Raw genomic sequence first — 20,839 nt, 5'->3', positions numbered from 1 at the left:
CCCCATGTTTTTTAATTGTAAGAATATTATACCAATTTTTAGAACGAATCACATACGTTGATTTCATTCCCCTCAAAATACTTCATGTTAGATTTTCTAACATGAAGTATAAAGTTTTCTGAATTTTTAGTTGATTTTTCATTTCATTTCGAATATGATATGAAACATAACAAGTTGATGTTATTTTTTCTAACATTATAGGAGGAGAGAGAATGAATATGGGAGATACGGTTTTTATGTTTGTAACGACAGTAATGGTCATGTTAATGACACCAGGATTAGCACTTTTTTATGGGGGCATGGTTCGCAGTAAAAATGTACTCAGTACGACAATGCATAGTTATAGCGCAATGGCTATCGTTTCGATTCAATGGATCGTGATCGGCTATTCTTTATCATTCGGACCCGATTGGCATGGACTTATCGGTACACTCGATTGGTTCGGTTTAAACGGAGTTACCTACGCACCAAATCCAGACTACTCATCTACTATTCCTCACAATTTATTTATGATGTTCCAACTCATGTTCGCTATTTTAACTCCCGCTTTAATTTCAGGTGCATTCGCCGAAAGAATGCGATTTTCTGCTTTCCTTATTTTCATCCTCCTATGGACAACAATCGTTTACAACCCTGTCGCTCATTGGGTATGGGGCGTTGGCGGGTGGCTAAGAGAACTTGGCGCGTTAGACTTCGCTGGTGGTAATGTCGTTCATATTACATCTGGAGTGGCTGGCCTTGTATTAGCGATTTTCCTTGGAAAACGAAAAAACATAAACGGTACTTCTCCTCACCATTTACCATTCACAATGTTAGGTGCAGGCTTACTATGGTTCGGCTGGTTCGGTTTTAACGTCGGAAGTGCATTATCTTTAAACGACGTAGCTTTAACTGCATTTATTAATACAAATATAGCCGCTGCTGCCTCTGCATTAACTTGGATGCTTTCAGAATGGTTCTTCCAATCAAAACCGACTGCAATGGGAGCTGCTTGTGGTGTAGTTTCCGGTCTAGTCGCTATTACACCAGCTTGCGGGTTCGTTACACCTTTCTCTGCTCTTCTTATCGGAGCAATCGGCGGCGTATTATGCTTCGGAGCAGTCTTTTTCTTAAAAACAAAATTTGGATACGACGATACACTTGATGCATTCGGATGCCACGGTATCGGCGGGACTTGGGGCGGTATTGCAACAGGACTATTTGCAACTACTACTGTAAATACTGATGGCGCTAACGGATTATTTTACGGAAACGCTACTTTACTGTTTAAACAACTAGTAGCAATCGGCGCAACATATGCATTCACAATCATAATGACGTACGCCATTATTAAAGCAATTAACTTCTTCCTCCCTGTTCGGGTAGATGAGCATGAGGAACATATGGGACTCGATATTTCGATGCACGGAGAGAAAGCTTATGAGTATACAGAGCGAGTGAACTAAAAAAAGAGATGCAATCTATTAGTAGTAGATTGCATCTCTTTTTATTGTACTTGCCAGCACTTGATACCCCACCCAGTATTTTGATGGATATATCGGCGATTTTTTAAATATATCGATTTAACAACAAATTCCGACATGACGAAACTGAAGAATACTCCGGTATAACTTACGAATCACCATACTTACTTTTATTCAAACTTAATATAATAAGAAACGCAATTGCTATTACAGCTAAAAAACGAACCGGATTAAACGGCGTTCCTACCGTTTCATTAAAACGATGATAAATAAAAGGGATCATCTCAAGTACCATTAGCCCCATCGCAATTTTAAATGTCTCAGCCATCGCTTTATTTTTTATAAACGTAGCACGCTCATCACCTTGTTTTCCAATTGCTATAAACATTTTTATAATAGCAAACACCACAAACAAAAAGACACTTAGCGCAATAATAAAAATTAAAACATTCATCAAAACACACCTCTTATATGTAAAACTTATTTGACAAGAGTATAGCATCTTTCGCTCTACATGTAAAATATCTTTTACACACAAAAAGACGACCGTTTAACAGTCGTCTTTTTGTGTGTACCCCGCTATTTATGGGCAGTAAGATCCCCAAATCTCAAAATTCAGCGAAAGCAAAAAAGTTAGATGAGGGATCAACTGCCCGTAAAAGCCCGATTGGCGAGGGCTGATAATCAGCGGGGATGAATCCCCACTGATTAAAGTTTCACTTTATTTCGGAGCATTTCCCACATATTGCGTAATATCAACATTTAAAGCTTGCGCTAAACGCATTCCGTAATCGTGATCTGCACGGAAGAAGTTACAAATAGCTAGTAATTTCGTGCGCTCATTTACGTCTTTTAAATCATTTGTTAAGTTTGCAATTAAATTGTCTTGCTCTTCTTTAGAGAATGAACGGTAACGCTCACCTGCTTGTTTGAAATCATTTGGTTTGTCAATTTTTTCACGAGATACATAGCCTTCTACTTTCATAGTTGAATCGCGGTAAGTTGGGTCTTCAACTGGATTTTCAGTATGACGGCTCGGTTCGTAGTTAATTGTAGATGGGTTTTGATTGATTTGCATCGCACCATCACGTTGTTGATTATGAACAGCTGCGTACGGGCAGTTTACAGGAATTTGTAAGTAGTTCGCACCAAGACGGTAACGCTGTGTATCTGGATAAGAGAATAAACGACCTTGTAATAATTTATCTTCAGATGGTTCAATACCATTTACAGTTGCACTTGGAGAGAACGCCACTTGCTCTACTTCCGCGAAGAAGTTTTTCGGGTTACGATTTAACGTCATCGTCCCTACTTCAATTAACGGGAAGCGATCTTCTGGCCATACTTTCGTTGGATCTAGCGGATCAAAGTCTAAAGAATCCGTTTCATCTAGTTGCATCACTTGTACGTGTAAATCCCACTTCGGATAATTTCCTTTTTCGATTGCATCGAACAAGTCACGAGTTGCATGGTTGAAATCTTTTCCTTGTACTTCTTGCACCTCTTTTGCACTTAAGTTACGTACACTTTGCTGTGGTTTCCAGTGATATTTAATGTAGACGATTTTACCTTCTGCATTAATCCATTTAAATGAATGGACACCGAAACCTTCCATTTCACGATAGCTTGCTGGTGTACCGTAATCAGAAAACACCCATGTCATCATATGTGTAGATTCTGGACTTAACGTCATGAAATCCCAGTAACGATCTGGCGTTTGAACATTTGTATCAGGTGCTGGTTTTAAAGAATGCACCATATCAGGGAATTTAATTGCATCACGAATGAAGAAGACCGGTAAATGGTTACCTACGATATCGTAATTTCCTTCTTCTGTATAAAATTTAACAGCGAACCCACGTGGGTCACGAGCTGTTTCTGGAGAACCTTGACCATGAATAACCGTTGAGAAACGAACAAATACAGGCGTTTCAGTTCCTTCATTTTGTAAAAATGCTGCTTTCGTATATTGCTTCATGCTGTTTTTCGTTACGAACACACCGTGAGCACCTGCACCACGTGCATGCACAACACGCTCTGGAATACGTTCACGATCAAAGTGCGCAAGTTTTTCTACTAAATGATAGTCTTCTAATAATACCGGTCCACGGCGACCAGCTGTACGAGAATTTTGGTTGTCTCCAACTGGAGCACCTTGGTTTGTTGTTAAGCGATTATTTGGATTCATCTAGGGGGATCCTCCTCTTTCTTTCATAGTAATTATTATTTATTTAAAATTATTATAAACTAATTATTATTCAAAACTAAATTCTTGTCAACCATTTCCTTCATTTTTTTGGAAACAATTTCAGCTAAGCAATCGATGAATACAGATTGTGAATTCGGCATATTTGGTCTAAAATATGCGACATTTAATTCATCAGTTACAACTTTACATTCGTAATCATTGTCATATAAAACTTCTAAATGCTCTGCCACAAAGCCAACTGGGCAATATATGAAAGATTCATATCCATGCCCTTCATATAAATCTCTCGTTAAATCTTGCACATCCGGACCAATCCATGGGTCAGGCGTATTTCCAGCACTTTGCCAACCCGTTGTATAGTTTGGAATATCGGCAGCCTTCGCAATTAAATCTGCCGTATGCTGCAATTGCGCCACATAAGGGTCCCCTGCTGCAATAATTTTTTCTGGCAAACTATGTGCTGAAAAAATTACGACTGCTTTCTCTTTATCTTCAATCTTTGTAAATGTTTCTTTTATTTGATCTACCCAATACGAAATAAACTTCGGTTCATCGTACCATTGTTCAATCGGTTCAATAACAGGGCCACCAATTTCTTCCGAAAGACGAATAGCACGGTCATTATATGCTTTAATGCTAAATGTAGAATAATGCGGTGCTAATACGATACTAATCGCCTGCTCAATTCCATCTTTCTTCATCTCTTCTACTGCATCTTCTATAAATGGAGCTATATGTTTTAATCCTAAGTAACAAGTAAATTCATACTCTGTAAATATTTTATTCATTGAATCTGTTAATTTATGCGCTTGCTCTTTCGTAATTTTTGCAAGTGGTGAAATTCCGCCAATCGCTTTATAGCGTCCGATTAAGTCTTGGAGCGCTTCTTCTGAAGGTTTACGCCCGTGGCGAATATGTGTGTAGTATGTTTCAACATCATCTAATGATTCTGGCGTTCCATACGCCATTACGAGTAAACCTATTTTTTTTGTCATCTATATAACACCTCAATTTTATAAATGAGAATCTTTTTCAAGAACATTTGTTTCCAATTATAACAACTAATAATAAGTACGTCAAAATAATTATTCTAAATAAGTATTATTTCTAATATGATTTTGAATTTTATTTGACAATTTATTTAATAAAAAGCGACTTACATAAAAGTAAGTCGCTTTTCATCTATTCTTTAATATTTACCCCATACTCTTTAAACCAAACATGAATTTGCGCTAAGTGAGCTAAAAGTTGTGGCCCAGTCATTAATTGACCGAACCAAGGTGATTGAAATGCACTGCCGCCTGACTCAATTAATCCGCTCAGCTGCTCTTTATCAAATAGTTCGTGTAAAATTGATCCTTTATCTGTTAATAAATCTTGTAGCCATACTGTTACTGCTTTCGTATAGTGCGGATTATGCGTTTTCGGATATGGGCTCTTCTTTCTATATAAGATGTCATTTGGAAGTAATCCTTCTAACGCTTTACGCAATAGACCTTTTTCGCGGTTTTTATACATTTTCATTTCCCAAGGAATATTCCACGCATATTCGACAAGTCGGTGATCCGCAAATGGAACACGTACTTCTAAGCTTGCCCCCATACTCATGCGGTCTTTTCTGTCTAATAATGTTGTCATAAACCATACCATGTTCAAGTAAAATAGTTGTCGTCTCTTTGCTTCAATTGGGCTTTCTCCCTCTAAGATAGGAACTTCTTGAATGGATTCTTCATAACGCTGCTGTACATATTGTTGTAAATTTAATTTATTTCTCCATTCTTTCTTTAGCAGTTGTTCACGTGCTTCTGTAGAGCGCATCCACGGAAACGCACTCGATTGTAAATCATCTTCTCTATAAAACCATGGATAACCACCAAATATTTCGTCTGCACATTCCCCAGATAAACCGACGACAAAATCTTGTTTAATTTCACGGCAAAACCATAATAATGACGAATCGATATCTGCCATACCAGGCAAATCACGAACGAGTACGGCTTCCGTTAAATACTGCGCTAATTGTTCGTTTGAAATGACGCAGCGATGATGGATTGTTTGAAACGTCTCCGTCATCAAATGAATAAATGGCGCATCTGAATTCGGCTGAAACGCATTCGCTTTAAAATATTTGTCATTATCTTCATAATCAACAGAGTATGTGTGTAATTGCCCTTTTCCTGACCTTACGTATTCTTTCGCAGCAATTGCTGTAATTGCACTCGAATCTACACCGCCTGATAGAAAGGTACATAGTGGTACATCAGAAACGAGCTGCCTTGTAATCGCATCTTTTAATAAAAAGCGTGTTTTCTCTACCGTTTCTTCAAAGGAGTCTTCATGTTTTTTGCTTTCCACATTCCAATATCTCCATATACATAAACCGTTCTTTGAAAATGTCATCGCATGCCCTGGACGTAATTCTTTTATACCAGCATAAATGCCATGACCAGGTGTTCTAGATGGTCCAAGGCCGAATATTTCAGATAACCCTTCTAACGTTACTTCCGCCTTCACATCTGGATGCGCTAATATCGCTTTTAACTCTGAACCAAATAGTAATCGCCCACTATCATATTTATAAAATAGCGGTTTTACACCTAATCGATCTCGCGCAATAAATACTTGTTCTTTCTGTTCATCCCATACGGCAAACGCATATATACCATTTAAATGATCGACACATTCTTCTTTCCATTCCATATACGACGCTAATAGTACTTCTGTATCAGAGTGACCTTTGAACGTATATCCTCTTCTTAATAATTCCTTTCGAATATCTTCTGTATTATACAGTTCACCGTTATAACAAATGGCATAATTCATTTCATCTTTTAAACAAGTCATCGGTTGTTTACCACCCTCAGGGTCCACAACGATTAACCGTTTATGCCCAAATGCGACATTGCCTTTAATCCAAACTTTATTATCATCTGGGCCACGCTTTGCTAACGTCTCAGCCATCTTCGTAATGACGTCCCGTTCTCCTTCTAATGAGCGTTTATAATCCACCCATCCTGTAATCCCGCACATACGAATCATCCTTCCATCTTATTTCTTTTCCTAAACGAGCAGTAATCCACACCTTAGAGGTGCGGATCAAAAAAATGACAAACTTGACGATAATCTACTATCCACATACGGAATAGCATTTTCACTCAGTAAAACGTGTTTTATTGTATGCCCACCTATGTCTAGATGTGTCTAGTTATAAAGAATGCGCGAACTGTCTATAACAGAAATAACTACTTTTCATAAAGGAGAAATCGTGTATGATACAACGTAACCATATTTTATATAATCAGCCACGCGCTCATACAGTCGGTAATGTAGAATATATAAACAATGAATGGGTATTCTTTGATGATGAAAATGATGAAGCATTTTTATTAGAAGATATTGCCGAAGATGGCTTTGAGATTTTGTATAACAACAACTGGCTACCAGCTCGTTTCTATGAACAAGATGTATTACAAATCGCCAACGAACAGCACCATTTACAAAACGGAGAAATGATACGAATTCGAAAAAAATTACTTCTTAGCTATACGGAATGGCTCGAGGAATTGCCCGACTCTGTCTTTACATTATTAACCGAATCATTGCAATCCCTTCATTACTCTTTATATGATTGCATGTATTGCCATAATTATTTATCTTTCTTACCGAAAGAGGAAGCATGCGAAGGAGTAAATATTCTTTTGTTTGATAACGAAGAAATGATTTGTACACTACAGCACCATTTCGTCCGTCACGCTACGTCAAATAAAAACATGTTTCGTTTTACGAAAGTAAACGGAGAAGAGCTGCATATCGATGCGACTTAAAGTGAAACTTTAATCAGTGGGGCATCCCCCACTGATTATTAGCCTTCACCAATCGGGTGTTTACCGGATGAAATAAAAAACCACCTTATCTCCCAAGTCGTTGAGATTATAAGGTGGTTTTATTTTTTATTAGAATACTTGCCAGCCAATCGGTAATTTCAGTCCAAGGTAAAATACTGCTACTAGTGCAACAATAAATAGTCCCCAAACTGCCCCTGTTGCTTTGTTCTTGCTCATTTTTACAAGAACCATTTCCATTCCACCGATAACTAAAATACCAGCTACCATTTTTAAACCATACCACATGTGCATGTTACTTGTTGCAGTCTTCATAATACCCATGTACAACATGAAACCTGTCACAATAATGATAATGTACATAAGACGAAGCCCCATATGTACACCTTTACCTTTTCTACCTGCTGAATAAAGTGAATACGCAACGAAGAATAAAATTAAACCTAACGCCCATGCTGTAATATGCATATGTACCATCGTATCCCTTACCTCCTCTTTTCACACTTTTTCACTTTATATGATAACATGTTCATATATTTTCAGGAAATGTTTCGCTTTTTTACATTTAAATGCTATAATATTTAGAGTATTTACAAACTTCTTGTAATAACAAAAGGGGGAACAATCATGATTCAAACTAAGGATATTATCGAACTTACAGACACATACGGGGCAAATAACTATCACCCACTTCCAATCGTTATTTCTAAAGCAGAAGGCGTTTGGGTAGAAGATCCTGAAGGAAACCGCTATATGGACTTATTAAGTGCATATTCTGCAGTAAACCAAGGTCATCGTCACCCAAAAATTATTAACGCTTTAATTGACCAAGCTAATCGTGTTACGTTAACTTCTCGTGCTTTCCATAGCGATCAATTAGGTCCTTGGTACGAAAAAGTTGCGAAACTAACTAATAAAGAAATGGTACTTCCAATGAATACAGGTGCAGAAGCTGTTGAAACTGCAATTAAAACAGCTCGCCGCTGGGCTTATGATGTGAAGAAAGTAGAAGCAAACCGTGCTGAAATCATCGTTTGTGAGGATAACTTCCACGGCCGTACAATGGGTGCTGTTTCTATGTCTTCAAACGAAGAGTACAAGCGTGGATTCGGTCCAATGCTTCCTGGTATTATCGTAATTCCTTACGGTGATTTAGAAGCGTTAAAAGCTGCAATTACACCAAATACAGCTGCATTCATTTTAGAGCCAATCCAAGGTGAAGCAGGAATTAACATCCCACCAGCTGGTTTCTTAAAAGAAGCTCTTGAAGTATGTAAAAAAGAAAACGTTTTATTTGTAGCAGATGAAATCCAAACAGGTTTAGGCCGTACTGGTAAAGTATTTGCTTGTGATTGGGACAATGTAACTCCTGACATGTACATACTTGGTAAAGCACTTGGCGGCGGCGTATTCCCAATCTCTTGCGTAGCAGCAAACCGCGACATTTTAGGCGTATTCGAGCCCGGTTCTCACGGTTCTACATTCGGTGGTAATCCACTTGCATGTGCTGTTTCTATCGCAGCTCTTGAAGTGTTAGAAGAAGAAAAATTAACAGAGCGTTCTCTTCAATTAGGTGAAAAGTTAGTTGGGCAATTAAAAGAAATTGATAACCCAATGATTACTGATGTTCGCGGTAAAGGCTTATTCATCGGTATCGAATTAAACGAGCCAGCTCGCCCTTACTGTGAACAACTAAAAGCAGCTGGTCTATTATGTAAAGAAACACACGAAAATGTAATTCGTATCGCACCACCTCTAGTAATCTCTGAAGAAGATTTAGAGTGGGCGTTCCAAAAAATTAAAGCGGTATTATCGTAATAATAGAGAGGTTGTCCTACATGTTGGGACAATCTCTTTCTTTTTATATTGATTTATACTAAAATAAAATTGTAATTTTCTGTATTTTATTTTAGAAAGCAGGTGCGATATGTTATTACGATATGGTAAACATATTAACTATTTAGCTACATCTTTTATTTTAGTTACATTCTTTGGCTTCCTACTTTCCGTAACATTGCTTAGTCACTACTCAACTTCTACTACATTCACACTACTGAAAGCATCATTTTGGACCGCTGTTATTCTTACTATCATTGGCTTTGGACGAGAAAAAAGCGCACTTACGGTTATACTATTTGGTATTTGTACACTTGCATTCGTTGGTCTTTACACTTTTTCGGTTATCGATTACCTCTATCATCCAAGACCATAGAAAAGAGCTATCTTTTCACAAGATAGCTCTTTTTTCATTTCACTACATTTCGCAAAGTACCAATTCCTTCTACTGTAATGACCACTTCATCACCCGCATGCAAAAACTTCGGTGGTGTGAAACCTTTTCCGACACCAGCCGGCGTTCCTGTTGCGATAATATCGCCTGGCTCTAACGTCATTCCTTTACTTATCGTTGAAATGATTTCTTCTATTGAAAAAATCATTTTATTTGTATTTGAAGTTTGCCTTACTTCCCCATTTACTACCGTTTCAATGTGTAACGCATTTGGCGAACTAACCATTGATTTATGAATTAAATACGGTCCCATCGGACAAAATGTATCAAAACTTTTTCCAAGAAAAAATTGTTTATGCTTCCGTTGAATGTCGCGAGCAGTTATATCATTTATAATAGTGTAACCAAAAACATGCTCAAGCGCTTTTTCTTTTTTTATTTGTTTCCCTCGCTTACCAATGATGATAGCTAGTTCTCCTTCATAGTCTAGTTCATTCGTTGCGTGGGGATGACTATTAATTTTTTCATTCATTCCAATAACTGTCGTTGGCGCTTTCGTAAAGATCATTATATTTTCTGGAATAGACTCTACTCCACCCATTTCTATCGCATGCTCACGATAGTTCTTTCCAACGCAAAGAATATTCTTCCTTGGCCTTGGAATTGGTGCTAATATTTTCACCTCAGTTAACGGATAATACGCGGTTTCCCCATGCTCTTTTGCCCAATTTACAATTTCACATACTTTCTCAAAGCATGTGGTCCCTCTTTCAATATACTCTAGCATTGTAATGGGGATTGTAACCTTTTCCCCCTTTTGCCTTTGCGCTTCTCTTAAGTGCAATACCTTTTTTTCTTCTTCATCCACAATACCTACAAATACCTTTTCATCTTTTTTTGCCGTTACCAAACGCAATATTTCCACTCTCCATCCTAAAACTCATACCATTTAATTGTATTCGCATCCGTAAGAAAAAAACCTTCTCATGCACGCTAATTTTTACAATATTCTTCTCATATCCTATTCGTTACTCCTTTATATTTGGCATAAAATGTAGAAATTTTACTTTTTTTAGCGAAGGTATTTCTTTTTTATGGGGTTTTTGTATAATATGTACTACATATATACTAAAAATTTCATTTAGAGATGGAGCCGATTTCAATGTTTGAGCAAGCGATTGAAAAAAAACGTGAAAAAATGATTTATTTTGCTGAACGCTACGGAATGACTTCTCAAAAAACAGTGGATTGTAGCCAAGAACTGGACAGGCTCTTAAATGTAATTTGGCATGTACATACGGATTTTCACCCTAATCAAACACTCAATACACACACGCAATAACGTGTGTGTTTCTTTTATAAAAAAAAAACACATTTTATTGAAAACGCCCATACAATAATAGAAAAGAAAATTTTAAAAACGAAAGGTGTTTTGTATGCCAGCTATGGTCGGACATATTCGTATCGTCAATATTGGATCAAGTGGTATTTTTCATATTGGAGATGTATTTGCGATTAGGCCTATTAGTTATTCACGCGCTTTCGCCGGGGCCGGCTCTTTTAATGTTGGAGATAACGTTTCTGTCTACAATTATCAAAGCGCAACGACTGTCAATGATTCAGATGTAATTGATCAAGCGATAATTGGTTCACCTTAGAGGAGGCGATTGCATTGAATCTTTATGTAAACCAAAGCATCATCATTAATAGCATTAAAATTGATAGCATTACAACCTCTTCTGTATTCCAAATTGGTACTGCAGGAAGTATTAAAGCTCTATCTAAATTCTCAAATAGTGGTGGATTTACAGAACCCCTTCGCCCATTGCAGGCGAAAGGACAAATTATTTCTATCAAACCATCAACTAGTTCTTCTTAAGACATCCTTGTCATAAATATATAGCAGGAATATTTTTACCCTCCCTACTGAAAAGGAGGTTTCACAAAATGAATCAAGATATATATACTTACTTACACCAACTTCAACAAGCTCTTCAAGCACAACAAGCAACCATCCTTCATCTAGAAGATCAAGTGCGCCTATTACAAGAAGAGCTTACCGAATTAAAAAATCGCCCCTCCTCTTCTGTAGGAAAAGTGGAATACAAATTCGATCAATTAAAAGTAGAAAATTTAAATGGCACTTTAAATATTGGTTTAAATCCGTTTTCAGCAAAAGGACAGCAAATTGAAGATTTTCAAGTGGATACAGAAACGTTAAAAGTAAATCCTGAAACAGATACAAACCCAGATTTTTACCAAGGTATCCTTCAAGAAATGCATCGTTACTTAGATGAAGAAGCCTATAATCGAATTCTCCATTTTGAACAAGAAGAGAGAACCCCGCTCGATGAAATGTATCGACAAATGATGGTTGATGACATAAAAAAACAGATGGAGCATAGACTTCCTTATTATTTATCACAAGCACAATCATACGAAGATTCTTCAACAAATCCAGATTATTTACGCGATATCATTCTCCAAGCAATGAAACATGATATCGACAAAGCCTTTCTATCTTTTATTCAACACATACCGGGCAATTTCCGAAAGGAGTAAGTATGTATGAATGTTAACGTTGTAAATCGCGAGTTAAAAGTCGGACAGATTAAAATGAACGGTGTATCATCATCCGCACTCTTTTTAATTGGGGATGCAAATTTCCTCATACTATCTTCTATTCTTGATACACCATTTGAAACTGTTACAGAGGGTCCATTTGTACCATTAGTTACAGATGTCCCTCCTACTCCAGGTTAAGGAGACTGAGAAATTATGTTACATCATGTGTCTGTTGTCCAAAATGTTTCTATTATTTCTTTAGGGATTACTGCTGTATTTCAAGTTGGAGATGCAAATCAAATGGAATTAAAAAGTAGAGCTCTTGCCGTCCACAGGGAAATTCCTTGTTATATAAAAGGCGAAGGCCGCTTAGACGCATTTGAAATCTTTACAGATGAACACATCACAATCCCAAAACGAACGACAGATGTAAAATTAAACATTGTAAATGAATGCCCTTTTATTGAAGTAAACAATGTTGAATTGCGAACACTTTTAAATTCTGGTTGCTTTCAAATTGGAAATGTTGATTATGTTTTTAATAACTCTCGTATTATGCAAATCCGCCAATATATTACGGATGAACCTTCCGCACAATAATTCATATAGTAATTAAAAAGCTTAGTAAAGTGGGTGGATAGTATGCCTTCTGTTGTTGGAAATCTCGTCGTTCAAAACAGTAATGGTTCGTTCAATTTAGGGGATTTTTATAACGTGTCTCCGAAAGAAAATACGAAAGCTTATAATGGATCCGGAGCTTCCAATGTTGGATTTGTCGTAAACACTTTTAGCGGCGTTAGTGCAACAAATACGTTTGATTCTGATGTGGCCGATCAAGATCAGATTGGAACAGCGTAAAAAAAGTAGGAGATATTCTCCTACTTTTTTCTTTTATCTCATTCAAGATTATCAAAAAAAACACTGTTTACTGTTTCATTTATTTAAATGATAATCCGCTCTCCTCCAAAGCCTTTCTAAGATTCGGCAAAGATGCTGGTCCCATACCATGTAGTTTTAAAATTTCTTTTTCACTATACTTTGAGAGTTCTTCTATAGTGTGAATTCCATGATGTTGCAACGCATTTCGTGCTGGTGATGAAAGAAGTGAAAGAAACCCTGTTGTTGGTTTCTTTTCTTTCTCACAAGCTGGGCAAGTTGGACAATCGCTACTTTTATAGTATTCATGTCCTTTTTCACACGTTCTTAACGTTTTTTCCGTTTCCAATTTCAAGTCCCTCTATTCCTCAACTTTTACAACATGATTGCCATCAAAGAAGTATAAGCATTTCTCTTTCACAGGATGTTGTAAGCTTTTTTCAAGTGCCTTTGCATATAACGAAAGCTGCACTTTGTATCGATCTTCTAAAATTAGTTTCGCTTGATCGAATCCACCTGGGAACTTTCCTTCAATCGTATCCGTTTTAAAATCAATTAAAGTGATACCGTCTTCCTCTTCAATCATGCAGTCGATAACCCCTTGGACAAGTATTGTTTCATCGCTCTTACCTTGCCAATCTTGATACGCCTCTTCTGCTGCAAGCATCATTGTAAATGGTACTTCACGCTCAACACTTTTCGCCGCTAATACCCTTTTACCTAGGTCACTGTCAAAGAATGAAATGACTTTTTCAATTGCTATTTCTTCAGCTTGTTCGAATGTTAATAATTCCTTATTTACCATTCCAGCAATTTGCTCCCGAATCACTTCTTCTGTAATCGGCTTCTTCAAATCAACATGCTGCATAACAGCGTGAACTGCCGTACCTCTTTCAGCATACGTTAATCCTTTTTTCTCCATAAAACGAGGGCGTGTTTTAATTGGCGCACGCAGTTTTTTAATAAAGGCGTTATCGCTACCTTCTTCAGATTGATAATTTCTCTTTATTTCTGTAACAGACTGTTTCGCACGGTGAGATGTTGCTTCCTCATATCCGTACTTCCACATTAATCTTTCATACACTTCTTCTTTTCGTTCACTTTGTAGCGGAACAGCCTTTTTCTCACGAAGTGCTTCTAACAATTCTTGTTTCTCTTCTTGAACCGGTTCCGGTGCAAGTAACGTTTTGCCGTCAACAACTTCTACTTTCCAGCTCGTGTCATATTCATAAATTTCACCCGGAATGCTTCCTTGTCCTAATTCAAGAAGCATTTCACTATCACGATGTCTATATAATGAAGGTGCAATCCAGTCTAAATAACAAGACGCTCCGGCACGTATATGGTCTGGTAATAACCAATCACTATGCTCCCTTGCATCGAGCCATTTTTCCATTTCTTTATTGGCATCTTTAACCGTTCCAATTAAAATTAACTTCTCTTTCGCACGCGTTAACGCTACGTATAACACGCGCATTTCTTCCGCGATTAATTCCATTTTCATTTTACGCTTAATCGCTAGTTGCGATAATGTCGTATATTTAATTCGTTTACGAGGATCGATAAATTGTGAACCGAAACCGAAGTCTTTATGCAGTAAGAAACGTTTCATTAAATCTTGTGTATTAAAACGGCGACCAAGTCCCGCAACAAACACGACTGGGAACTCTAATCCCTTACTTTTATGAATCGTCATAATACGAACGACATCTTCTTGTTCACCTAAAGCTCTCGCCGTACCCATATCATCACCGCGTTCTAAAATACGTTCAATAAAGCGTAAGAAGCGGAATAATCCTCTAAACGATGTTGCTTCATATTGCCTTGCGCGGTCATATAGTACGCGTAAGTTTGCTTGCCTTTGCTTTCCGGCTGGTAAACCGCCGACAAAGTCGTAATAACCTGTCTCACCGTACACTTTCCAAATTAAATCAGAAAGTGACTGTTGACGCGCGAATTCACGCCATCCTTGCAGTAAGTTATAAAACCACTGTAATTTATCATGTAATTCTTGTTCTTCTTCAAGCGGTGCCCCTTTTAAGAATGAACTCATTACTTCATAAAACGAACCTTTCTTTCCATGAGCACGAAGCGTCGCAAGTTCTTCATCATTTAGTCCAACGATTGGTGAACGAAGTACGGCGGCAAGCGGAATATCTTGCATCGGATTATCGATCACGCGGAATACGTTCATCATGATATTTACTTCTGTCGCTTCAAAGTAACCAGTCGCAAGATCAGCGTATACTGGAATTCCTTGCAGCTTTAACTCTTCCATAATTTGCGGCGCCCACGGCATAGAGCGCAGTAAAATAACGAAGTCACGGTATTGCACAGGGCGCATACTATCCGTTTTCCGGTCATACACTTCATAACCTGAATCGACCATCGCTTTAATGCGCTGCGCCATAAGACGAGCTTCAAGTTGAGCTTTTTCTACTTCTGCACCTTCTTCCCCGTCTTGCACTTCTTCTTCTGTTTGCTGAATGCATAGTAGTTCAGCCGCTACATCTTCACCTTCTGGATAGCTAGCACCTAGCTTCAATTCAGCATCAGCATCGTAGTCGATTTCTCCGACTTCTTCGCCCATAATTTGTTTGAAAATAAAGTTCGTTCCTGCTAACACTTCATGACGACTACGGAAGTTTTTCGCTAAGTCTATCTTCATTCCGCCGTCTAATCCTTCTTGTGTGAAGCGTTTATACTTTCCTAGGAACAGGCCTGGTTCTGCTAGTCGGAAACGATAAATCGACTGTTTTACGTCGCCAACCATGAACAAGTTCCCTTCACTCTCAGAATCTTTCGTTACGAATTTAATAATGGATTCCTGTACAAAGTTCGTATCTTGATATTCATCGACTAGTACTTCAGCAAATTTATTACGATATTGAAGCGCTACTGCTGATGGCTTCATTTCACCACTTTCACTTTGTTCACTTAAAATTTGTAAACAGAAATGTTCTAAATCTGTGAAATCGACCATTCCTTTATCTCGTTTCATCGCTTGGAAACGCTCTGTAAATACTTTTACAAGCTGTACGAGTTTTTCTAATACAGGATGCATATCTTGAAAATCTCGTAAGAAACTTTCAGGTCTGCGGCTAAATAACTCTTCTTGTAATTTCTTCACTTCATCTTTCGCTTTATTACGAAGAGAGTCTACTTGTTTTACAACATCCTCGTTGTAATCACTTTTCTTAATACGCTTTAACGTTTGCCACGATACATTTTGCATCGCTTCATATACACTTGTCCACGACTCACAAGCAGCCGATGACAACGTTCCAAGTAAAACTGCATCTGCTTGCAGGGTTTCAATGCGGGGCGCCGGACCGTCAGGAAGCATTGCGAGTTCAGTCGCTTTACAAATATGTGCCTCTGCTGTTTCAAGCTGGAATTTCACATCTTCTAATAAGTAAGAAGCATACACTAAATCTTCAATTGTCTTTCCTTCCACGTCGTATGCTTCTACTAACTTATCAAGCCAATTTCCCGGATTTGGATGCGCTCTTGATTCTGTATGAAGCGCTAAAATCATACGCTGTAAGTCATCATCACTACGGTCACTCGTATAACGGTCAACAAGTTCAAAGAAAATACTATTATCTTCGATTCCATACTCTTCTTCTAATATGTCATCTAACACTTCTTCTTTTAATAATTCGTTTTCTGTTTGATTCGCAATGCGGAAACGAGGGTCAACATCAAGCATGTAGTAGTATCCTCTAATTACTTGTAAACAAAAGGAATGGATCGTCGAAATAGAAGCTTTATTTAATAAGCTAAGCTGCTTTCTTACGTGCTGCGATCCTGGCTCATCAATTAATACTTTTTCTAACGCTTCCCCAATTCTGTTTTTCATCTCTTGCGCCGCTGCATTCGTAAATGTTACAACGAGCAGGCGGTCGACATCGACTGGGTTTTCTTCATTTATAATCTTTTTAATAATACGTTCAACTAATACTGCTGTTTTCCCTGATCCAGCTGCTGCCGCGACTAAAATATCACGTCCGTTCGCTACAACCGCTTTCCACTGGTCATCCGTCCACTGACTACCTTCTGGTTTTTTAGGCCAATTTTCAATCATTCTCCGCCAACCTCCTCTCTAATTTTCTCCATCGCTTCGCTATCTTTCATATCTTTTAGCGTACGGAACTGGTTATCTTCCAGTGATTCATCGAACTGACAAACAGATTTGAAGTTACAGAACGTACACGCCGCTTTATTCCCCTTTTTATAAGGAGCAATATCGATAACGCCTTCTGTAATGTCTTTTCCGATATTTTCAAACGTATGGTGTACGTATTTTTGAAGCACGTTAAACTCTTGTTCACTTGCAATGCTCGAACGTGCACTAAAGCTACCGTCTTTTTTCAAACCAGCAGAAATAATATCAGAACTTCCTGTTGAAAGTTTGTTATCCATTAAACGAACAACATCAGCGTCTCCTAGTACGAGCCCTTTCATTTTAAATTTCTTTAAAATTTCTTTCTCAATTTCTGCTTCAGATGCGTCACCTTTCATCTCAACGATCGGGTTATGAATATGGAAGTACAGTACACCAGCCGGTGATGCCGTGCCGCCTTTCTTCATCCACGTATGTGCATTTGAAGTAACAACATCTAAATACGTTAACATTTGAAGTGCTAATCCGTAATACACTTCCGTTAAATCTAACGCTTTTGAGCTTGATTTATAATCAATAATACGTAGGAACGTTCCGTTTTCATCTTCCGCCTTATCAACACGGTCAATACGACCAACTACTTCCATCTTTACACCATTTGGTAATGAGAATTCCATCGGCGGAAGCGATCCTGTACCACCCATACCGAATGGCACTTCTAAATCAACTGGTACGAAACCGCTTGACTTCGCATGTTCACGAAGAATGATTGATGTACGGAAAATGATTTGTTGTAGTTTTTGTTTTAAATAGAAATGACGATTTGAACTTAATAAAATTTGTCTTTGTAATAATGGTGCAATTTCTTCTATTACTACAGCCGAAAGATGCTCACACTCTTTTATTGATAAATCCGCCCAAGTACGGTTTTCACGTAATAGCCTGTCCGCAATTCTCTTCAGCGCTGCATGGAATAGTTCCCCGATATCTGGTGCATCCAATTTGAAAATATCACGCTCTCTTAAGGATAAACCGTGCTGCGCGAAATGAGCATATGCGCAACGGTTAAATAGTTCCATACGAGATACGCTTCCTTTTATTTTATCTCCATATAAATCTCTACTTACAACTGTACTTAGCTTTTGCGCACGATTTCGGTAGAATAAACTTGATAATACGCGGCTACTTTTTTGTTTCCATTCATCTGAAGTTACGTAGAAGTTATATACATCCCACCAAAAATCTAAATTCCCTTCAAATCCATATCGCTTCCACGTTTGAAGTTGCTGCATAACATATGACAACGTTACTTCTGGCGTTGCTACGTATGAAATTTGTTCCGAACGTGATAAATCATTTACGTCATTTGTAATAAATGTATCTTTCACATCAGGGAACATTCTTTTTATTTTCTTAATAAAGCTAGACGCAAGTAACGTCTTCCCTTCCTCATCTGCAAGCGGGCATGAAATATATAATTTCTCAGTTGCTCTCGTTACCATTTGGTACATAACGAACTGTTCTTCTAATAAGGTTTGTCTCGTCGTTGGTGCTAATTCGATACCTGCAACGCTAAGAACATCTCTTTCCTCATCAGAGAGCATCCCTTCATCCATCGGTGCTGCCGGAATAACTCCTTCATTCACGCCAATGACAAATGTTGCTTTCACATTTGATAATCTTGAACAATCAATATTAGCAATTAACACTTGGTCTAATGAAGGCGGAATGTTTGCGAATTGAAGTGCCTCAAGACCTGTCGACATAACATCTGTGAACATAGAAAGTGACATTTTCTCTTCGCCAAGCATCTCAACGAACGTATCAAGAAGACTCATTACTTCTTCCCATACTTGCTCATGATCTGTCGCAAATAAGAAATCTCCGCTCTCTTCTGCACGAATACGTAATGCTTCTAGTTTTTTTGGAACGTCTAGCTCTTCTAAAAATAAATAAACAGCTTCGCACATTTGCATAACTGTTCCCGCTCGCTTCAGTCTTTTTTGCATACGAATAACAGGCGTTCTTACAACGTCGCGCAGTCGATTTATTCTCTCTTCCATTTCACGTTCACTGTCTGTAATCATCTCGTCCGTATCGTCAAGAGAACGATAGCGGCGATACATCCACGGATCCTCAGAAGTCCATCTCTTCCCTTGTACACCGTACGCTAAACAGTAATTTTCAAACTCATCCATCTCTTCGCGCATCGTTTCTTTTCTTACGTCTAGTGGATATAAAAGCTCTGTTTTCACGCAGCGGAACACTACATCATAACGCCAATTTCCGCTAATAATCTCGAGTGCAGAACGAATGCATTCTACTAGCGGATGATGTGACATCGGGCGTTTTTCATCGATGAAATGTGGGATGTTATAATCTGTAAATAGCGTTCGCATCACATCGTAATAACTTTCTCCGTTACGAAGAAGGACTGCAATATCTCGGTAACGATAGTCTTCATCCGCCACAAGCCTACGAATTTCACGCGCAACACCTTCTACTTCAGCTCGTAAATTCGCTGCTGTACTAATTGTTACACTTGCTTCTCCGTGAAACTTTTCATTTGGACGTGCTTCGTAATGCGTTTCTAAATGCGCTAATGCTTGCGAATGAAAACGCGGTTGTTCCATAAGTGGAATCGTTTTTTCAATTTCTATCTTCTCTTCACGCGCCACTTGCTTTATTTTTTCATACGTTAACGTCGTTTCATAAAATAAATCTAGTTCATTTACTGGCTGCGCTAACGTTTTTTCATCTATCGTTAACGTGATCGTAACTCTCGCGCCGCAAATCATAAGCTGTCTTAAAATTTCTAGTTCTTGCGGTGAAAATGAATGAAATCCATCTATATAAATTTCAGCCCCATTTACATATTCAGACTGTGGAAGCTTTTCGACTAGCAATTGTAGGTAGTCTTCTGAATCCAAATATTTTCCGATTAAAGCACGTTCAAAATCATCATATAATAGTTGTAGATCATACACTTTATTCGCTAATAGCTTTTGTTCTGCACTGCTACTATGTGCGTCTAATTGTTGCCACATTTCATATACGTTAGATGGCGTCACGTTGTAACGTTTAAACTCCGCAATCATACTACCAAGATGTTCAAAGAAACCGTTTTGCTCCGCTGCTTTTTGGAACACCGATAATCCCTCTTTACGAGACTCAACAATTTTACGAAGCAACATATGTACGCCCGCTTCATCAATGTGAAGACGACTCGCTCCGCCAACTTCTTGCAGCACCTTCCACGCTAATCGTGAAAAACTAAAAACTTGTGCCCGAATAGAACCTCTTACATCCTCACTCCCGATTAACGCCTGCTGCGTTTGGAATGTCATCTGTTCTGGCACAAGATATAATATTGTTTTCCCTCTTGGGCGTTGCTTTAACTCTTCCTGCACTTCGTGTAAACAAAGTGTACTTTTTCCACTTCCCGCTCTACCAATCACAAATCGAAGTGACATGTAACCCCACCTTTCACTTACATAACGAACGTTAGTTTGCTACTATAATTGTATT

General features: G+C 38.1%; 20 protein-coding genes. 11 read left to right on the top strand and 9 right to left on the bottom strand.

Annotated elements, in window-relative coordinates; genetic code table 11:
- The first annotated feature begins 212 nt into the window (after positions 1-212).
- Positions 213-1,445, top strand: coding sequence for an ammonium transporter (locus J0835_RS06000; RefSeq protein ID WP_087979772.1), 1,233 nt, complete (start codon positions 213-215; stop codon positions 1,443-1,445).
- Between the two features lie 166 nt (positions 1,446-1,611).
- Here the strand turns inward: J0835_RS06000 and J0835_RS05995 are convergent, their stop codons facing one another.
- The 4 genes from J0835_RS05995 to asnB all read right to left on the bottom strand — a co-directional run bounded on the left by J0835_RS05995 (position 1,612) and on the right by asnB (position 6,702).
- A complete protein-coding gene (locus tag J0835_RS05995; RefSeq protein WP_087979771.1) occupies positions 1,612-1,917 on the bottom strand; it encodes a hypothetical protein in 306 nt (101 codons plus the stop codon).
- 267 nt (positions 1,918-2,184) lie between these two features.
- On the bottom strand, positions 2,185-3,651 hold the full coding sequence (katB, locus tag J0835_RS05990) for a catalase KatB (protein WP_001069188.1): 1,467 nt from the start codon (positions 3,649-3,651) through the stop codon (positions 2,185-2,187).
- Positions 3,652-3,710: 59 nt separating this feature from the next.
- Positions 3,711-4,667, bottom strand: coding sequence for a ferrochelatase (gene hemH, locus J0835_RS05985; protein ID WP_087979770.1), 957 nt, complete (start codon positions 4,665-4,667; stop codon positions 3,711-3,713).
- Positions 4,668-4,854: 187 nt separating this feature from the next.
- A complete protein-coding gene (gene asnB, locus J0835_RS05980; protein WP_087979769.1) occupies positions 4,855-6,702 on the bottom strand; it encodes an asparagine synthase (glutamine-hydrolyzing) in 1,848 nt (615 codons plus the stop codon).
- A gap of 239 nt (positions 6,703-6,941) precedes the next feature.
- Here asnB and J0835_RS05975 point away from each other — a divergent pair, with 239 nt between their 5' ends.
- On the top strand, positions 6,942-7,496 hold the full coding sequence (locus J0835_RS05975) for a DUF2777 domain-containing protein (RefSeq protein WP_048559584.1): 555 nt from the start codon (positions 6,942-6,944) through the stop codon (positions 7,494-7,496).
- A 129-nt stretch (positions 7,497-7,625) separates the two neighbouring features.
- On the opposite strand, the gene J0835_RS05970 is transcribed toward J0835_RS05975, so the two are convergent.
- Positions 7,626-7,991: a YisL family protein gene (locus tag J0835_RS05970; RefSeq protein WP_000233492.1), complete on the bottom strand. Its 366-nt coding sequence runs from the start codon at positions 7,989-7,991 to the stop codon at positions 7,626-7,628.
- 150 nt (positions 7,992-8,141) lie between these two features.
- On the opposite strand from J0835_RS05970, the gene rocD reads away from it, so the two are divergent.
- Positions 8,142-9,332 carry an ornithine aminotransferase gene (gene rocD / locus J0835_RS05965; protein WP_016088919.1) on the top strand — a complete coding sequence of 397 codons (1,191 nt, stop codon included), beginning with the start codon at positions 8,142-8,144 and terminating at the stop codon, positions 9,330-9,332.
- A 109-nt stretch (positions 9,333-9,441) separates the two neighbouring features.
- Entirely contained in the window at positions 9,442-9,726 is a 285-nt protein-coding gene (locus J0835_RS05960) for a hypothetical protein (protein WP_087979768.1), read from the top strand.
- Positions 9,727-9,760: 34 nt separating this feature from the next.
- On the opposite strand, the gene J0835_RS05955 is transcribed toward J0835_RS05960, so the two are convergent.
- Positions 9,761-10,660, bottom strand: coding sequence for a fumarylacetoacetate hydrolase family protein (locus J0835_RS05955; RefSeq protein ID WP_176373325.1), 900 nt, complete (start codon positions 10,658-10,660; stop codon positions 9,761-9,763).
- A 246-nt stretch (positions 10,661-10,906) separates the two neighbouring features.
- On the opposite strand from J0835_RS05955, the gene J0835_RS05950 reads away from it, so the two are divergent.
- From J0835_RS05950 to gerPF, 7 genes are all read left to right on the top strand, one after another.
- Positions 10,907-11,086, top strand: coding sequence for an aspartyl-phosphate phosphatase Spo0E family protein (locus J0835_RS05950; protein WP_000462847.1), 180 nt, complete (start codon positions 10,907-10,909; stop codon positions 11,084-11,086).
- 94 nt (positions 11,087-11,180) lie between these two features.
- On the top strand, positions 11,181-11,402 hold the full coding sequence (gerPA, locus tag J0835_RS05945; protein ID WP_087979766.1) for a spore germination protein GerPA: 222 nt from the start codon (positions 11,181-11,183) through the stop codon (positions 11,400-11,402).
- Positions 11,403-11,416: 14 nt separating this feature from the next.
- Complete coding sequence (gene gerPB, locus J0835_RS05940; RefSeq protein WP_048559586.1) at positions 11,417-11,623, top strand: spore germination protein GerPB; 207 nt, start codon at positions 11,417-11,419, stop codon at positions 11,621-11,623.
- 68 nt (positions 11,624-11,691) lie between these two features.
- The gene (gerPC, locus tag J0835_RS05935) at positions 11,692-12,306 is read left to right on the top strand and encodes a spore germination protein GerPC (protein WP_076535965.1); all 615 of its coding nucleotides are present in this window, start codon (positions 11,692-11,694) and stop codon (positions 12,304-12,306) included.
- Between the two features lie 6 nt (positions 12,307-12,312).
- Entirely contained in the window at positions 12,313-12,507 is a 195-nt protein-coding gene (gene gerPD / locus J0835_RS05930; protein WP_001102341.1) for a spore germination protein GerPD, read from the top strand.
- Between the two features lie 15 nt (positions 12,508-12,522).
- Positions 12,523-12,909 (top strand): spore germination protein GerPE, encoded by a 387-nt coding sequence (locus J0835_RS05925; protein ID WP_076535964.1) that lies wholly within the window; start codon positions 12,523-12,525, stop codon positions 12,907-12,909.
- A gap of 42 nt (positions 12,910-12,951) precedes the next feature.
- A complete protein-coding gene (gene gerPF / locus J0835_RS05920) occupies positions 12,952-13,167 on the top strand; it encodes a spore germination protein GerPF (RefSeq protein WP_001141570.1) in 216 nt (71 codons plus the stop codon).
- A gap of 79 nt (positions 13,168-13,246) precedes the next feature.
- On the opposite strand, the gene J0835_RS05915 is transcribed toward gerPF, so the two are convergent.
- From J0835_RS05915 to addB, 3 genes are read right to left on the bottom strand one after another with little or no spacing between them, the layout of a single operon-like run.
- Entirely contained in the window at positions 13,247-13,534 is a 288-nt protein-coding gene (locus J0835_RS05915; RefSeq protein WP_087979765.1) for an RNA polymerase alpha subunit C-terminal domain-containing protein, read from the bottom strand.
- Between the two features lie 12 nt (positions 13,535-13,546).
- Entirely contained in the window at positions 13,547-17,272 is a 3,726-nt protein-coding gene (gene addA / locus J0835_RS05910) for a helicase-exonuclease AddAB subunit AddA (RefSeq protein WP_087979764.1), read from the bottom strand.
- Complete coding sequence (addB, locus tag J0835_RS05905) at positions 17,269-20,784, bottom strand: helicase-exonuclease AddAB subunit AddB (protein ID WP_087979763.1); 3,516 nt, start codon at positions 20,782-20,784, stop codon at positions 17,269-17,271. Before addB ends, addA begins: the two co-directional genes overlap by 4 nt.
- Positions 20,785-20,839: the final 55 nt, after the last annotated feature.

This window comes from Bacillus cereus group sp. Sample62 (assembly GCF_036851315.1).
GTDB classification, from domain to species: domain Bacteria; phylum Bacillota; class Bacilli; order Bacillales; family Bacillaceae_G; genus Bacillus_A; species Bacillus_A wiedmannii.
This window is presented reverse-complemented; position numbering and strand designations above follow the sequence as displayed.

Bases quoted from the DNA above. Each gene is read 5' to 3' on its own strand.
- J0835_RS06000 (WP_087979772.1), top strand. From the start codon at position 213: ATGAATATGGGAGATACGGTTTTTATGTTTGTAACGACAGTAATGGTC.
- J0835_RS05995 (WP_087979771.1), bottom strand. From the start codon at position 1,917: ATGAATGTTTTAATTTTTATTATTGCGCTAAGTGTCTTTTTGTTTGTG.
- katB (WP_001069188.1), bottom strand. From the start codon at position 3,651: ATGAATCCAAATAATCGCTTAACAACAAACCAAGGTGCTCCAGTTGGA.
- hemH (WP_087979770.1), bottom strand. From the start codon at position 4,667: ATGACAAAAAAAATAGGTTTACTCGTAATGGCGTATGGAACGCCAGAA.
- asnB (WP_087979769.1), bottom strand. From the start codon at position 6,702: ATGTGCGGGATTACAGGATGGGTGGATTATAAACGCTCATTAGAAGGA.
- J0835_RS05975 (WP_048559584.1), top strand. From the start codon at position 6,942: ATGATACAACGTAACCATATTTTATATAATCAGCCACGCGCTCATACA.
- J0835_RS05970 (WP_000233492.1), bottom strand. From the start codon at position 7,991: ATGGTACATATGCATATTACAGCATGGGCGTTAGGTTTAATTTTATTC.
- rocD (WP_016088919.1), top strand. From the start codon at position 8,142: ATGATTCAAACTAAGGATATTATCGAACTTACAGACACATACGGGGCA.
- J0835_RS05960 (WP_087979768.1), top strand. From the start codon at position 9,442: ATGTTATTACGATATGGTAAACATATTAACTATTTAGCTACATCTTTT.
- J0835_RS05950 (WP_000462847.1), top strand. From the start codon at position 10,907: ATGTTTGAGCAAGCGATTGAAAAAAAACGTGAAAAAATGATTTATTTT.
- gerPA (WP_087979766.1), top strand. From the start codon at position 11,181: ATGCCAGCTATGGTCGGACATATTCGTATCGTCAATATTGGATCAAGT.
- gerPC (WP_076535965.1), top strand. From the start codon at position 11,692: ATGAATCAAGATATATATACTTACTTACACCAACTTCAACAAGCTCTT.
- gerPD (WP_001102341.1), top strand. From the start codon at position 12,313: ATGAATGTTAACGTTGTAAATCGCGAGTTAAAAGTCGGACAGATTAAA.
- J0835_RS05925 (WP_076535964.1), top strand. From the start codon at position 12,523: ATGTTACATCATGTGTCTGTTGTCCAAAATGTTTCTATTATTTCTTTA.
- gerPF (WP_001141570.1), top strand. From the start codon at position 12,952: ATGCCTTCTGTTGTTGGAAATCTCGTCGTTCAAAACAGTAATGGTTCG.
- addA (WP_087979764.1), bottom strand. From the start codon at position 17,272: ATGATTGAAAATTGGCCTAAAAAACCAGAAGGTAGTCAGTGGACGGAT.
- addB (WP_087979763.1), bottom strand. From the start codon at position 20,784: ATGTCACTTCGATTTGTGATTGGTAGAGCGGGAAGTGGAAAAAGTACA.